This window comes from Alloalcanivorax marinus, assembly GCF_016906305.1.
In the GTDB taxonomy this organism is placed as follows: Bacteria; Pseudomonadota; Gammaproteobacteria; order Pseudomonadales; family Alcanivoracaceae; genus Alloalcanivorax; species Alloalcanivorax marinus.
On record NZ_JADDOL010000006.1, the window covers coordinates 75,109 to 89,894 of the forward strand.

The following is a 14,786-nucleotide window of genomic DNA, read 5'->3' on the forward strand; positions in this document are numbered from 1 at the left end:
CCTGGCCGACCCCGGCGGTTGCGCCAGCCAGTCAGCGCCCGGACGTCTCCTCGCGGGTACCGAGAATCAGCCCGCGCCGGCGCAGCCCGGCCAGCAGGTCGGCGCCAAAGGCCCGCACGGCGGCCGGATCGGGGTGCCCCATCTCCTCCGCCAGCCGCGCCAGCAGCCGTTCGCCGCTGTCCGCCGGATGTTCGCCGATCAGCGCCAGCAGGCGGGCGGTGGCCGCGTTGATTTCCATGAACGCCACCCGCTCGTCGCCGTCCCGGTAGATCAGCAGCCAGACCGGCTGCGACGGCGGCTCGACGGGCCGGTGCTCCGGGCCGATGCGATGCACCGGCCAGCGGTATTGCAGCACCGCGTGCAGGGGCGACAGACAGGGCACGCCGGTGAGCGGATCGCCGTCCGCGCGGATGCGATCCGGCGCCGGCGCGTCGGTGGTCTCCAGCACCACCTCCATCCACTCGTAATGGGCCAGCTCGGCCAGAAACGGCGGGGCGCCCTCCTCCGGCGTGTACTCCTCCGCCAGAAAGGTCACGAACTCCCGGCCGATCTCCAGAAAATACGGTGAGCGGGAGGTGTGGGCGTCAAAAAAAGTGCGCACCAGCCGGCGCCAGCCCGGCTCGTCGTGGAGCGCCCGGAGGACCGGGAAGCCCTTTTCCAGAAAGCCGTTGATGTTGTTGAAGAACAGATTGCGATAGACCGCCAGACGCCGCTCTTCGATGCCCTCCGGGGCCGGGTGCCGCTCCGGATCGCGCAGGTGGGCGGCGAACCGCCGCTGGATGCGCTGAAACTCCGGTTCTCTCCCGCTGCCCGGCGCCCCCATCAGGCGCTCCGCAACGACGGTCGGCCGGCGCCGTGGGTGTGCTGCAGCGCGCCGATATGGCGCAGCTCATCGCACAGGGTGTCGAACGGCGGAAAGTTGAAGTCGCGCTCCAGCAAGGTGGGCAGTACGCCGAACGCCTGGTAGGCCACCTCCAACAGGCGCCACACCGGGTCGATCACCTCGGCGCCGTGGGTGTCCACCTTCAGGTCCTCGGCCTCGTCGAAATGACCGGCCACGTGCACATAAAAGATGCGCTCACCGGGCAGACCGCGAATGAAGTCGGCGGCGTCGTAGCCGTGGTTGATGCCGTTCACGTAGGCGTTGTTCACGTCCAGCAGCAGGCCGCAGTCGGCCTCTTCCAGCACCGCGCGCACGAACTCCAGCTCGCTCAAGGCGGCGCTTTCGCGCACCGGCGGCGCCGCGTAGTAGCTCACATGTTCGATGCCGATACGCTGGCCAAGAAAGTCCTGCACCTGGCGGATGCGCTGCGCCGCGTGGTGCACCGCTTCCTCGGTGAAGGGGATCGGCATCAAATCGTAAAGATGGCCGTGGTCACCGCAATAGCTCAGATGCTCGGTATAGCAGCGGATGCGGTGTTCGGCGAGAAAGGTTTTGATGCGGCCGAGCAGGTCGAAATCCAGCGGCTCCGGGCCGCCCAGGGACAGGCTCAGACCGTGGCTGACAAAGGGAAAGCGCTCGGTGAAGGCGCGGAACTCGCGGCCCAGGCGGCCGCCCATGGGAATCCAGTTCTCCGGCGCCACTTCCAGAAAATCCACCGGTGGCGACGGGGCTTGGGACAGCGGGCCCATCAGGGCCCGCCTCAGCCCCAGACCGGTGCCGGTCACGGGGAACGTCTTCATGGGTTGGCCGATCAGCCCTGGCCGCCGCAGCTGCCTTCGGACTTCTTGTCACCGCCGCAGCTGCCTTCACCTTTCTTGTCGCCGCAGCTGCCTTCGCCGCATTTGCCTTCACCGTCCTTGGAGTGATCGCCGGCGAGCTGATACCCGCTCTGCAGATCGGTGGCGCCGAACGGGTTGTCGGCGGCGTGTACCGCGGGGATGGACATCGCGGACGCGACGACGGCGGCACCCAGGGTGGCGGCCAGCGGGTTCAGTTTGCTTTCTTTAGCCATGATCGATCTCCTGAAACGCATCATTCTCGGAATGTATGAAACTTATTGTCGACGGCGCCTCGGGACGCCGTGACCCTATGGAGGCACGGGTCAGGTAAAGATTACGTGGAGATCGGAATCTTTTTTTCAGCGCACCCGGTTGACCACCACGCTGCCGATGGAATAACCGGCGCCAAAGGAGCAGATCACGCCGTGAGTGCCCGCTTCCAGGTCAGTGTTGTATTTGTGAAACGCAATGATCGAACCGGCGGAACTGGTGTTGGCGTAATCGTCGAGAATCACCGGCGCTTCCTCGCGGCTGGCGTCGCGGCCCAGCACCCGGCGGGCGATGAATTCGTTCATGCTCAGGTTGGCCTGATGCAGCCACATGCGTTTCACGTCGCTCACCGGCACCTGGAGATCGCTGAGGTGGGAGGTGATCTGTTCCGCCACCATCGGGCACACTTCCTTGAACACCTTGCGGCCTTCCTGACGGAACAGCTTGTCGCGGGCGCCCACGCCGGACGGGTCCGCGCGGTTCAGAAAGCCGAAGTTGTTGCGGATATTATTGGAGAAACGGGTCTGCAAACGGGTGCCCAGCACTTCCCACTGGGTGGCGCTGGTGGCGTCCTCGGCACGTTCCAGAATCACCGCCGTGGCCACGTCACCGAAAATAAAGTGGCAGTCCCGATCCTGCCAGGCCAGATGGCCGGAACAGATCTCCGGGTTGACCATCAGTACGCGACGGGCGGAACCGTTGCGGATGGCGTCCACGCCGGCCTGGATGCCGAAGGTGGCGCTCGAACAGGCCACGTTCATGTCGTAGCCCCAGCCGTGCTCCATGCCCAGCGCCTGCTGCACTTCCACCGCCATGGCCGGATAGGCGCGCTGCATGTTGGAACAGGCCACCAGCACCGCGTCCAGATCGTCCGGCCCCAGGCCGGCGTTATCGAGCGCCTGGCGCGCCGCCTTGACGGCGATCTCCGCCTGCACCGACAGTTCCTCGTCGCCGCGCTCCGGAATGTTCGGGCACAGACGGTCCGGGTCGAGAATGCCTTCCTTATCCAGCACGTAACGCTGTTTGATGCCGGACGCCTTTTCGATAAAGGCGCTGTTGGACGGGGTCAGCGCCTCGCGCTCACCGGCCTCGATGGCGGCCGCGTGTTCGCGGTTGTGCCGCTCCACGTACTCGTTGAAGGAGGCCACCAGCTCATCGTTGGTGATGGATTGCTCAGGGGTCCAGAGTCCGGTCCCGCTGATCACTACGGAATGGGTCACAAGCCTGTCCTCGCGCAAAGGGCGGTAAATAGGTCAATTATCCGGATATGACAGGTCCGGCGCAAAGGGCGGAAGCGGCGCGGCCCTCAACAAGCCTCCCACTGCTTGTTGAGGCGCTTGGCGGACACCGGCACCTTGGTGCCCAGGGGCTGCGCGAACAGGCTGACCCGGTATTCCTCGATCATCCAGCGAAACAGGCGCAGCGGCGCCGGCTGCCGCCAGGGCGGCGTGTCGCCGGCGCGACGCCGGAAGCGCTCCTGGTAATCCTCCAGCTCGGCCACCAGGGCGCGGTCGCGGCCGATCTGGCCGCCCATCTTTTCCAGACGCTGGGCCACCGCCGCCAGATAACGGGGGTACTCGCTCAGCCATTCCGCTTCCACCGCCAGCGGGAAGGCGTCGCTGAACAAACCGCCGAGCTGGCTCTTCAGGTCCCGGTGGGCGTGGGCCCAGGCCAGGGGAAAATTTTTCTCCAGACGGGCCATGGTATCCCGATAGGCCGCGAACAGTTCCCCGTAGCCGGTGAGCGCCTTCTCCGCCGCGCTGACGAAGTTGCCGCGACCGGCGTCGAAGCGCGCCCGCCAGGCGTCGCCATCGCGCACCGGCTCGGCGTGAAAACGGAAATGATCGGCGGCGAACCGCAACAGCACCCGCTCCAGACCTTGCCGGCCCAGTTCGGATTTGTCCGCCTTGAGTTTCTGAAAGCCCGGGCGCTGGCCGGCGAAGCGCTTCAGGGCGCGGACCTGATCGCCCAGCGCCAGCAACGCCAGGCGCGCGCAGCCGTAGCCGTGGTGCCAGGCGGCATCATCGGCGTCCGCCCGGCGCCGCAGCGCCACCCGGTCACCCAGGTCTTCCAGGGCCGGATAATGGCGCAGCCGCAGGCCGCCCTGCTCCCGCTCCTCGCTGGCCGGCACACTGCCGAAACACCAGTCCCGGCCTTCCGGGTCCGGTTCGTCACGGACCACCGGCGCCGCCGCCACCTGCTCCGCCAGGGCCCGGCGCAAGGCGGCGGGGTCCCGGCTCTCCCGCAGGGTGGCGCCTTCCCCGTCCACCACCCGCACGTTCATGCGCAGATGGTCCGGAATGCGATCCACCGGCCACTCCTCCTGCTCCACCCGCACGCCGGTGATGCGTTGCAGCTCCCGGGTCATGGCCGGCAGCAGCGGCTGGTCCGGCGATAACGCCTCCATCAACGCGTTGACGAAGTCCGGCACCGGCACGAAATGACGCCGGCGCGCCTTGGGCAGACCGCGAATCAGCGCTTCCAGCTTTTCCCGGAGCAGCCCCGGCACCAGCCAGTCCAACCGCTCGTCGGGCACCTGTCCCAGGGCCGCCACCGGCACCACCAGGGTGACCCCGTCGGTGTCGCCGGTGGGGTCGAAGCTGTACTCCAGCGGCAGGCTCAGACCATCCAGATCGAGCCGGTCCGGGAAGGCGTCCTCGCGCAGGTCCGGGCTGCGCGACAGCAGAAAATCGTCGTCCATCAGCAGCGCCCGGCGCTGCGCCTCGGAGGCGGTTTTGCGATACCAGGTTTCCAGGTGCGTGAGGGTGTACAGCCCCTCCGGCAGCCGTTCGTCGTAGAACGCCACCCGGGTTTCCTCGTCCACCAGAATGTCCCGGCGACGCAGCTTGTGCTCCATGGCCTCGAGCTGTTCCAGGCGCTCCCGGTTGGCGCGCACGAACACCGGCTCGCGGCTCAGCTGGCCGGCCACCAGCCCCTCGCGGATCATCAGTTCCCGGGCCAGGGGCGGATCCAGCGGGCCATAGTTGACCCGTCGCCCGGACGCCAGGATCAGGCCGAACAGATTGACCTGCTCCTTGGCCATCACGCAGCCGCGTTTTTTCGACCAGTGCGGCTCGAAGTACTGGCGCTTGATCAGGTGCGCCGCTTCCTGCTCCACCCAGTGCGGTTCGATGCGCGCCACGCAGCGGGCGAACAGGCGGCTGGTCTCCACCTGCTCGGCGGCCATCAGCCAGCGCGCGCCGTTCTTGCGGTTGGCGCTTTTGCTCAGCGACGAGCCCGGCCAGATCAGGGGCTTGCGGTTGCGGGTGGACAGCCACTCGCCCTCCTCGCCGCGCTGCATCACGTTACCGAGCAGGCCGGTGAGCAGGGCCCGGTGCACCGCCTCGTACTCCGCCGGCTCGGCGTTCAGCGTCCAGCCCTGCTCCCGGGCCAGCAGCAACAGCTGCCGGTGGGTATCGCGCCACTCGCGCATCCGCGACGGCGCCAGGAAGGTTTTCTTCAGGGTCTTTTCGAACTGCGCCCGGGACAGTGCCTCGCGCTGCTCTTCCGCCCAATGCCAGAGATTGAGAAACCAGAGGAAGTCGCTGTCCTTGTCCTCGAACGGCTGGTGCGCCTGGTCCGCCTGCTGCTGTTTGTCCCGGGGCCGCTCACGGGGATCCTGCACCGCCAGGGCGGCGACGATCACCAGCACCTCGCGCAGGGCTTTCTTGTCGGCGCCGCCCACCACCATGCGCGCCAGGGTCGGGTCCAGGGGAAAGCGCGCCAGCTGGCGCCCCAGGGCGGTGGGCCGGCGGCCCTTGTCCAGGGCGCCCAGCTCCTCCAGCAGCCGATAGCCGTCGCGGATAAAGCGGCCATCCGGCGGCTCCATGAACGGAAAATCCTCCACCGCGCCCAGGCGCAGGTCCGCCATCTGCAGAATCACCGCCGCCAGATTGGTGCGCTGGATTTCCGGATCGGTGAACACCGGACGCTGCAGGAAATCGTCTTCCTCGTAGAGCCGGAAACAGACGCCGGGCATCAGCCGGCCACTGCGGCCGGCGCGCTGGTTGGCGCTGGCCTGGGACACCGGCTCCACCGGCAGACGCTGCACCTTGGAGTGCACGCTGTAGCGGCTGATGCGCGCGGTACCCGCATCGATCACATAGCGGATGCCGGGCACCGTCAGGGAGGTTTCCGCCACGTTGGTGCTGAGCACCACCCGCCGTCCCCGGTGGCTGGAGAACACGCGCTGCTGCTCGGCGCCGCTCAGGCGCGCGTACAGCGGCAACAGTTCCGTGTCGCGGAAATCGCAGCGCTTGAGATGATGGTGCACGTCCCGGATGTCGCGCTCGCCGCTGAGAAACACCAGCACGTCGCGGGCGGAGGGCGGGCCACTCCGGCGTTCCTCGCGCTGGATCTCACGGAGCACGTCCTCCACCTGCAGCCCCAGGTCCCGGTCCGCCTCCGGCGGCCGGTAGCGGATGTCCACCGGAAAGGTGCGCCCGGACACCTCGAACACCGGCGCATCGCCGAAGTGGGCGGCGAAGCGCTCATGGTCGATGGTCGCCGAGGTGATGATCACCTTCAGGTCGGGACGGCGCGGCAGCAGTTGCTTGAGGTAGCCGAGCAGGAAATCGATATTGAGGCTGCGTTCGTGGGCCTCGTCGATAATCAGGGTGTCGTACTGATTGAGGAAGCGATCGTTCTGGATCTCGCTGAGCAACATGCCGTCGGTCATCAGCTTGATCAGGCTGTCCTCGCCCACCTGTTCGCTGAAGCGCACCTTGTAGCCGACCTTCTCGCCGACCCGGGTGTGCAGTTCCTCGGCCAGCCGCGCCGCCACCGAGCGCGCCGCCAGACGGCGCGGCTGGGTGTGGCCGATGTAACCGTCCACGCCGCGCCCCAGTTCCAGACAGATCTTGGGCAGCTGGGTGGTCTTGCCGGAGCCGGTTTCGCCGGCCACCACCACCACCTGATGATCGCGGATCGCCGCCGCCAGCTCCTCCCGGTGGCGCACCACCGGCAGGTCCGGCCATTCCAGCGGCGCCGCCCCCAGAGCCTGGCGCCGCGCCCGGGCGGCCACGGAGGTTTCAATGGCGGCGGCCACCTTGTCGCGGCCGCCTTCACTGAAACGCCGGGCCAGGCCGTCCAGGCGTTTTTTCAGGCGCGGCCGGTCGCCGGCGCGCGCCTGCCGCAGACGTTGATAAAGATCCTGCAATGAAGTCTCGGTCATGAAGGTCCGTGTCAGCGGCGATTGAGCAGCCAGGCCCGGCCCTTGTCGTTGAGCACATCGCCGTCCAGGCTCAGCCAGGCGGTGGTCGGCTCCGACGGCGCCAGGTCCACGGTGAACCGCATCAGTTCGTCACGACGGAAGGCGTGCACCTCCACCCGCTCGCCCTCGCAGTAAGCGGCCAGTACCGTGTCCAGATTGCCGGCGTCCACCTTGAGTCCGTCCACCGCGATGATCACATCACCGGCGGACAGGCCGGCCGCCATGGCGGCGCCCTGCTCGTAGGCCAGCTGCACCCGGGCGCCCCCCGGGTCCGCGGCCACCCGCACGCCCAGGTTCACCGGCGCCGCCGTGGCGCCGGCCTTGTTGCCGGGTTTGCCACCCCCCGGTTTCCCACCTAAGTCGCCATGGCCCTCGGCGGCGCGCCAATGCAGGGTAACGCCACGCTCCGCCAGCAGCTCCGCCAGCGGCAGATCCTCGGTGCTGTACAGCGCCTGCTCGAAGAAATCGCCGAGATCGACGCCGGCGACTTCCTCCGCCAGCGGCCGGATGCCCTGCTCGGGCACGCCTTCGCCGGTCTGGCCGTGGCGCCGCCACAACAGCCGCATCAGATCGTCCAGGCTCTTTTCGTCGTCGGTCTCGCGGCGCAACGTCAGGTCCAGGGCCAGGGCGATCAGGGCGCCCTTGGCGTAATAGCTGACGATGGCGTTGGGAGCGTTCTCGTCCTGCTGGTAGAAGCGCGTCCAGGCGTCGAAGCTGGATTCGGTGACGGTCTGCTTGAAGCGGCCCTGGCCGCGATAGACCCGGGTCAGGGTCTGGCCGAGCAGCTCCAGATAGCTCTGCGGGGTGATCAGCCCGGTGCGCGCCAGGGACAGATCGTCGTAGTAACTGGTGATGCCCTCGAACGCCCACAGCAGCTCGGTGTGCACTTCGCCGCGCAGGTCGAAGGGGGTGAACGCCGCCGGCTTGATGCGCTTCACGTTCCAGGTGTGGAAGTATTCGTGGCTGCACAGGCCCAGGTAGCTACGATAGCCGTCGCGGACCCGGTCCGGAGCGTCGGTGCGCAACGGCAGATCGGTGCGCGGGCTCATCAGGCTGGTGGAGTTGCGGTGCTCCAGCCCGCCGTAGCCGTTGGTGACCAGGGTCATGAACACATAGCGGTCCATGGGCGCCGGTTCGCCGAACAGCTTGATGTGGTGTTCACAGATCGGTTTCAGGTCCCGGCACAGGCGCGCCATGTCGGCCCGCTGGCGGCCGCTGAGCACCACCTGATGGGGCACCCCGCAGGCCTCGAATTCGGCGTGCTCGAAGTCGCCCATCTCCACCGGGTGGTCCAGCAGGGCGTCGTAGTCGTCGGCGCGGAAGCGGCCGAAGCCCAGCGCCGGACCGCTGACCCGCTCCAGGCCGGTGGCCAGTTTCCAGGTGCCGTAGGCGGCCCCCGCCGGCGCCTCGATGTCGACCTCGCAGGGTTGATCCTCGAATCCCATGGCGGCCAGGAACACGCAGGGCCCGTTGAAATAGCCGTGGGTGGTGTCCAGGTGGGCGCCGCGCACCGACAGGTCCCAGGCGTACACCTGATAGTCCACGGTCACCGGGCCGTCCACCGGCGGCAATTGCCAGGTCTGTTTGTCGATCTTGGCCACGTCCAGGGCCCGGTCGCCGGCGTGCGCCTCCAGGCTGACGATGTGACGGGCGAAATCGCGAATCATGTAGCTGCCCGGAATCCAGGCCGGCAGGGTCAGGCCCTGCCCTTCCGGGGTGGGCTCGGCCACCGTCAGGGTTACCTGGAAAAGATGGGCTTCCGGTCTGAGCGGACGAATCCGATAGTGAATCACACCGACTCCTTAACTGGCGGGGAAGCTGGTCACTGGAAGCCCATCATGATACATGTTCAGCACGTTTTCAGGGGACCCCATCCACGATGACTTCGGATTGTTTCGAACTCGACGCCGGCGACGGCCACACCATCGGCGTGCACGAATGGCGCGCCGCCGATCCCATCGGCACCTTGATCTGGCTGCACGGCATGGGCGAACACGGCGCCCGCTACCAGGCGCTGGGCGAAATCCTCGCCGAGCACGGCTGGAATTTGTACTGCCCGGACCATCGCGGTCACGGCCTCAGCCAGGACGCGGACCAGCCGCCGGGCCATTTCGGTGACCGGGACGGCTGGGCCAAGGTGATGGGGGATGTACAACGGGTGGTGGAGGCGGTGGCCGAACGCCATCCCGGACCGCTGGTGCTGGGCGGCCACAGCATGGGCTCGTTCATCGCCCTGGCCGGCGCCGAGCGCTTCGGCGAACGGCTGGATGGCCTGGTCCTGTGTGGCAGCGACTACCATTCCGCCTGGTACTATCGAAGCCTGCTGCCGGTGATTCGCTGGCAGCAACGGCGCCAGGGCCCGCGCGGCCAGAGCGCCCTGATCGACAAGCTCACCTTCCGCGCCTGGGCGCGCAGCGTGCGCGACGCGCGCACCGACTTCGACTGGCTCAGCCACGACCACGCCCAGGTGGACGCCTACATCGACGATCCCAAATGCGGCTTCCAGTGCACCAACGCCACCTGGGTGGCGCTGGTCTCGGCGCTGGCCCGGGTGCAGAGCCACGGCGGCCTGGCCGCCCTGCCCGCCCGCCTTCCGATCTTGCTGCTGGGCGGCCGCCAGGACCCGATGAGCAACTTCGGCAAGGGCATGGACCGGCTGGAAAACGCCCTGCGCCGGCGCGGCCTGCCCCTGCAGCGCCTGGACTGCCCGGAAGGCCGCCACGAAATCCTCAACGATTATTGCGCCCCGGAAGTGCGGCAGGTGTTGGTGGAGTGGTTGAATCGGCGGCTCTAGCGGCGTCTCTCATTCCGGCTGCGCGGAGATATTGTTCTCCACCGTGAACTCCACGTAGCCCAGATACCGGTTGCGAATCTCGCGCACGTATTTCACCGGCTCGGAACCGCGCACATAACCGAACCGGGCCTGGCGGGCGTATTGCGGGCGCGAGAGCAGCAGCATGGCGGTTTCCACATTGTCGAACCAGACGTCCGGGTCCTTGCCGAGCCGCTGGGCCAGCCGCCGGGCGTCCTCCACATGGCCGGCCCCGGCGTTGTAAGCGGCCAGCCCGAAGTACAGTTTCTGAGCCAGCTCCAGCCGCTGCGGGAAACGGTCCTCCAGCCATTGCAGATAGGCCATGCCGGCGGCGATGCCCTGCTCCGGATCGTGGGGGTCGCTGAAACCGAACTGGCGGGCGGTGCGCGGCATCACCTGCATCAGTCCCTGGGCGCCGGCGAAGGAGCGGGCGTCCGGATTGAAGCGGCTTTCCTGATACATCTGCGACACCACCAGACGCCAGTCGAAGCCGTACTTCAACGCGTATTCCTTGACCAGATCGTCGTAGGGGGAGATTTCCTTGCCCGCCTCCACCCGGTATTCCTCGTGCAGGCGGATGGTCTTGGGCTCCTTGAAATAGCGATTGAAAGTGACGTTGTAGAACAGGCCCTTGTAGTGCCGGCTGATGTAGGCATCCAGTTGCTTCTTGAGGCCGGGCTGGTTGGCGCGCAGCCCCCAGGCGATGTCGCGCTCGCCCTCCAGGGTCCAGAGCGGCTGGATGTCGTCCCGGTAGGTGCTTTCCAGGGCCGCCAGGTGGCTGTCCACCAGGGTCAGATCCAGCTCGCCGTCGGCCACCTGCTGAATCAGCATTTCCGAGGTGGCGCCCTCCTCCCGGCGCACGGTCACGTCGATGCCACGCTCGCGCAGCCGCTCCAGGGAGTCCACGAAGGCGCTGTCGGCGGCCACCGCCACGGTGCGTCCGGCCAACGCTTCCACCGATTCCAGCGGCTCTTCATCGGCGGGACCGATGATCTGCTCGTGGACTTCCAGATAGCGCTTGCTGAAATGCCAGCCGGCGCGGCGCCGCTCCTCGGTGACCGTCATGGAGGCGGCGATCACGTCACCGGCGCCGTCCTCCAGGGCCTGGAACATCTCCGAGGCGCTGTTGCGCACCACCATGCGCACCCGCAGGCCGTGCTGCTTGGCGAAATGGCGGATCAGATCGTAATCGAAGCCCATCAGCTCACCGCGCCACAGGAAGTAGCTGGCCGGGTTGTTGGAGGTGATCACGCGCAGCACGCCTTCCTCCTTGATGGCGGCCCAGTCGCGCTGCACCCGGGTCTGCACCGAGGCGCTCACATGATGGCTGACGATGAATTCATTGATCGCCGCGCGCAGTACCGGATTGTCCTGGCGCACCGCCCAGGCGATGCGGCGGCGCTCCTTGACCACCGGTCCGCGGCGCAGGCCGTCGTAATCCAGCAACAGGCTCTCGAGCATGTTGCCGTCGACGATGGTGGCGCCGTAGCGCCCCTCCGCCACCGCCTCCAGCAGGCCGGCGTCGGAGGTGTCGCCGGGCAGGGTCTCCACCTTGATGGTGTCGAAGCGCCCCGCCAGTTCCTCCGCGGTCTCCGCGTAGGCGGTGCCCTCCGGGACCGCCAGGGTCATGGCGCCGAGGGCGGCCAGGTCGTCGCCCTCGCGGCTGTCGGGCACCACCAGGTACTCGTCGATCACCGCCACCGGCGTGCAGAACGCCACCGCCTCGCCGCGGGCCTCGGTGACCGAATAGTTGCTGACGATCATGTCCGCGCGGCCCTCGTTGAGCAGGTCCGCCAGCTCCCCGGTGCCGTCGGTGTACACCCAGCGCGGTTCCAGCCCCAGGGCCTCGGCGGCGGCCTCCGCCTGCTCGCGGAACTCCTGCAGGGGCACGCCTTCGCGTACCAGCGCCTGCTCCTCGTCGAAGCGCGGCGCCGCCAGGCGCAGCACGCCCCGCTCCTGCAGGGCCTCCAAATCGCCGGTTTCGGTATAGTCCGGCCCCTGGCCACAACCGGCCAGCAGCACAAGCGTGAGCACCGCCAGCAGCGTGGCGGTCACGGGGTGGTAGGTCATGCCATCGATCCCTCCTGCGCACCAATCTAACCGAAAAGGATGACCGTCGGCGAATTGTTAAATGGCGGGCGTGAAACCGGGGCGAGGACGAGGCGGCCGGACAAAAAACGGGGGCGAAAAAAAAAGGGCGCCCGAAGGCGCCCCATGATCTGCCTGATCAGAGAAGGAAGATCAAGGTGCCGGCGTGTTGCCGGCGCACACCCGGTGGATGCGCAGGCTGTCGTTGACGTTCAGGAAACCGGCGTACTCCAGTTCCACGCTGTCGAAGGTGGTGGCGCTGGTGTCCACTTCGGCGGACAGGAAGCGCTGGTCGCTGTTCAGGGACAGGCCCAGCAGTTCCAGATCCAGCAGACCGCCATCCACGGTGAAGCTCTGTACCACTTCACCATCGTCGATCAGGCGCAGGGTCAGGAAGTTGCCCAGCAGGCCCAGGCTGAGCAGGGACGAGGCCGGATCGGAGATCACGACACCGATGCGGTTGATGCCGGTGATGTCATTGCCCGGGTCGGCGGCGTCGGCGCTGATCTGCGCACCGCCATAGATCAGCGCGGCGGAGACGTTCAGCTCGGCGAAGTTCTGCTCCACGTCGTCGGTCAGGTATTCCGGGTTGTCCACACTGGCGATGGCGACCCCGAGGGAACCCCCATTGCCCTCGTAGTCCGGGCTCAGCAGGGGCTGATAGGTGCTGGTGTCGTTACAGGTGAAGCCGTCGGTGTCGCACACATCGCCGATGCCGTCACCGTCCGCGTCGGCCTGGTCGGCGTTGGCGATGGTCGGGCAGTTGTCGATATCGTCCGGCACGCCGTCGTCGTCCTGATCCTGGGTGTCGTCCACCGGGCAGCCGTTGTTGATGGCCGGGCCGGGGGTACGCGGGCACTCGTCGTCCACGTTGTCCACGCCGTCGCCGTCGGTGTCGTCGTCGCACACGTCGCCCACGTTGTCACCGTCCAGGTCTTCCTGGTCCGGGTTGGGGATCAGCAGGCAGTTGTCGTCCTGGTTGGGCACGCCGTCACCGTCGGTGTCGCCGTCACAGGCGTCGCCGGTGCCGTCGCCGTCGGTGTCGAGCTGGTCGAAGTTGGCCACGTAGGGGCAGTTGTCGTTGTCGTTCTGGATGCCGTCGTCGTCGATGTCGTTGTCGCACACGTCACCGATGCCGTCGCCATCAATGTCGGACTGGTTCGGGTTGGGGACCGCCGGACAGTTGTCCTCGTTGTCCTCGATACCGTCGTCGTCCTGGTCGATGTTGTTGTCGCAGGCGTCGCCGATGCCGTCGTTGTCGGTGTCGGTCTGATCCGGGTTGACCACGCGCGGACAGTTATCGTCCTCGTTGTCGACGCCGTCGTCGTCGATGTCATCGTCGCAGGCATCGCCGATGCCGTCCTGGTCCTGGTCCAGCTGGCTGTTGTTGGGCACCGCCGGGCAGTTGTCCTGATCGTCGGGAATGCCGTCGTTGTCCTGGTCTTCAGGCGCGTTCGGCGTCGGGTTGCCGCCGCCGCCACCGCCGCCGTCGCTATCGCTGGCGTTGCAACCATAGATCCCGGCGCCGAGCACGGCGAGCAGGACCAGCATGGTCAGGTTTCTGAATTTCAACATGTGGGTTCTCCTCACTTCTCGGTAACGCGGAATTCAACGCGGCGGTTCATGGCACGGCCGGATTCATTGTCGTTGCTGGCGACCGGATCCAGTTCACCGTAGCCCCGGGCGGTAACACGGTCGGCGTCGACGCCGCGCATCACCAGATACTGACGCACCGCTTCGGCACGCTGACGGGACAGCTCCTCGTTGTAGTCGGCGTTGCCGACGCTGTCGGTGTGGCCGGCCACTTCCACGCGGAAGTCGGTCTGTGCTTTCAGGGAATCGGCGATCCGGTCCAGGGTGGATTCGGAACCGGCGGTCAGACGGGCGGAATCGAATTCAAAGTTGATGTTGCTGAGGGTGACGGTCTGGTTGGCGATCAAGCAGCCCTTGGCGTCCACCTGGCCACCCTGCAGGGTGTTGGGGCACTGATCGCGATCGTCCGGCACGCCGTCGCCGTCGGAATCCACGGCCGGTTTGGGCTGGACGCGCACTTCACGGGTCTCCACCACCACTTTTTCCTTGGTGATGACCTTGGTGTAACCGAGCGGGAATTCCACGCCCAGGGACAGCCGCACGTCGCCGAAGGCGCCGTCGCCACGGGCCGGGCCGGCGCCGTCGAAGTCGTCGTACACATAGCGCACGTCGCCACGGAATTTCAGACCGTTGTCGAACACCGGGCCGGTGACCGCGCCGAGACCGGCGGTGGCGCCGAAGTTGGTGTCCTGGTCCTCGTCGGGCAGCACTTCCTGGTCGATGGCGCCCACGGTGACGATGGCGTACGGGGTGAAGCCGGTACGGTCACCGAAGGCGTAGGCCAGACCGGTGGTCAGGTGATACTGATAGAAATCCTGGGTGTTGGGGATACCCGGATCCATCTTGTAGAAGCCGAATTCGGTCTCCCACCAGAAGTGATCGGACAGCTGACGACCGTAAAAGACGCTGTAACCGGCGGCATCGTCGTCATACTGGCGGTCCTCGTCCAGATCCACGTAGGAGCCGAAGCCCCCCACGTACTGGCGCGTGTTCACATCCTCTTCGTAATGCTCTTCCGCCAGAGCCGGCTGCATCGCCAGCCCCACGGCCATTACCAGCGGGGACAATTTCAAGCTTGCTTTCATGGTG

At 66.9% G+C, this 14,786-nt stretch carries 10 protein-coding genes; 1 reads left to right on the forward strand and 9 read right to left on the reverse strand.

The features are described from left to right. Positions 1–31 precede the first annotated feature (31 nt). From IM760_RS07230 to IM760_RS19075, 6 genes are all read right to left on the reverse strand, one after another. A complete protein-coding gene (locus IM760_RS07230; RefSeq protein WP_204427945.1) occupies positions 32–823 on the reverse strand; it encodes an HvfC family RiPP maturation protein in 792 nt (263 codons plus the stop codon). Further along, positions 823–1,683 (reverse strand): HvfB family MNIO-type RiPP peptide maturase, encoded by an 861-nt coding sequence (locus IM760_RS07235; protein WP_204427947.1) that lies wholly within the window; start codon positions 1,681–1,683, stop codon positions 823–825. The genes IM760_RS07230 and IM760_RS07235 overlap by 1 nt, the downstream gene beginning before the upstream one ends. A gap of 11 nt (positions 1,684–1,694) precedes the next feature. Then, a complete protein-coding gene (locus tag IM760_RS07240) occupies positions 1,695–1,955 on the reverse strand; it encodes an HvfA family oxazolone/thioamide-modified RiPP metallophore (protein ID WP_204427949.1) in 261 nt (86 codons plus the stop codon). 126 nt (positions 1,956–2,081) lie between these two features. Then, entirely contained in the window at positions 2,082–3,212 is a 1,131-nt protein-coding gene (locus IM760_RS07245; protein WP_204427951.1) for a beta-ketoacyl-ACP synthase III, read from the reverse strand. A gap of 86 nt (positions 3,213–3,298) precedes the next feature. Continuing rightward, on the reverse strand, positions 3,299–7,165 hold the full coding sequence (gene hrpA, locus IM760_RS07250; RefSeq protein WP_204427952.1) for an ATP-dependent RNA helicase HrpA: 3,867 nt from the start codon (positions 7,163–7,165) through the stop codon (positions 3,299–3,301). Between the two features lie 11 nt (positions 7,166–7,176). Next, positions 7,177–8,997 (reverse strand): M61 family metallopeptidase, encoded by a 1,821-nt coding sequence (locus IM760_RS19075; RefSeq protein WP_204427953.1) that lies wholly within the window; start codon positions 8,995–8,997, stop codon positions 7,177–7,179. An 86-nt stretch (positions 8,998–9,083) separates the two neighbouring features. On the opposite strand from IM760_RS19075, the gene IM760_RS07260 reads away from it, so the two are divergent. Next, the gene (locus tag IM760_RS07260) at positions 9,084–9,998 is read left to right on the forward strand and encodes an alpha/beta fold hydrolase (RefSeq protein ID WP_204427954.1); all 915 of its coding nucleotides are present in this window, start codon (positions 9,084–9,086) and stop codon (positions 9,996–9,998) included. 9 nt (positions 9,999–10,007) lie between these two features. Here the strand turns inward: IM760_RS07260 and IM760_RS07265 are convergent, their stop codons facing one another. The 3 genes from IM760_RS07265 to IM760_RS07275 all read right to left on the reverse strand — a co-directional run bounded on the left by IM760_RS07265 (position 10,008) and on the right by IM760_RS07275 (position 14,782). After that, positions 10,008–12,086 (reverse strand): transporter substrate-binding domain-containing protein, encoded by a 2,079-nt coding sequence (locus IM760_RS07265; protein ID WP_204427955.1) that lies wholly within the window; start codon positions 12,084–12,086, stop codon positions 10,008–10,010. Positions 12,087–12,257: 171 nt separating this feature from the next. After that, positions 12,258–13,679: a thrombospondin type 3 repeat-containing protein gene (locus tag IM760_RS07270; protein WP_204427956.1), complete on the reverse strand. Its 1,422-nt coding sequence runs from the start codon at positions 13,677–13,679 to the stop codon at positions 12,258–12,260. Positions 13,680–13,690: 11 nt separating this feature from the next. Then, entirely contained in the window at positions 13,691–14,782 is a 1,092-nt protein-coding gene (locus tag IM760_RS07275; RefSeq protein WP_204427957.1) for an OmpA family protein, read from the reverse strand. Positions 14,783–14,786 lie beyond the last annotated feature (4 nt).

Coding starts and splice junctions, on each gene's coding strand:
- IM760_RS07230 (WP_204427945.1), bottom strand. CDS start 823: ATGGGGGCGCCGGGCAGCGGGAGAGAACCGGAGTTTCAGCGCATCCAG.
- hrpA (WP_204427952.1), bottom strand. CDS start 7,165: ATGACCGAGACTTCATTGCAGGATCTTTATCAACGTCTGCGGCAGGCG.
- IM760_RS07275 (WP_204427957.1), bottom strand. CDS start 14,782: ATGAAAGCAAGCTTGAAATTGTCCCCGCTGGTAATGGCCGTGGGGCTG.
- IM760_RS07265 (WP_204427955.1), bottom strand. CDS start 12,086: ATGACCTACCACCCCGTGACCGCCACGCTGCTGGCGGTGCTCACGCTT.
- IM760_RS07235 (WP_204427947.1), bottom strand. CDS start 1,683: ATGAAGACGTTCCCCGTGACCGGCACCGGTCTGGGGCTGAGGCGGGCC.
- IM760_RS07260 (WP_204427954.1), top strand. CDS start 9,084: ATGACTTCGGATTGTTTCGAACTCGACGCCGGCGACGGCCACACCATC.
- IM760_RS07240 (WP_204427949.1), bottom strand. CDS start 1,955: ATGGCTAAAGAAAGCAAACTGAACCCGCTGGCCGCCACCCTGGGTGCC.
- IM760_RS07270 (WP_204427956.1), bottom strand. CDS start 13,679: ATGTTGAAATTCAGAAACCTGACCATGCTGGTCCTGCTCGCCGTGCTC.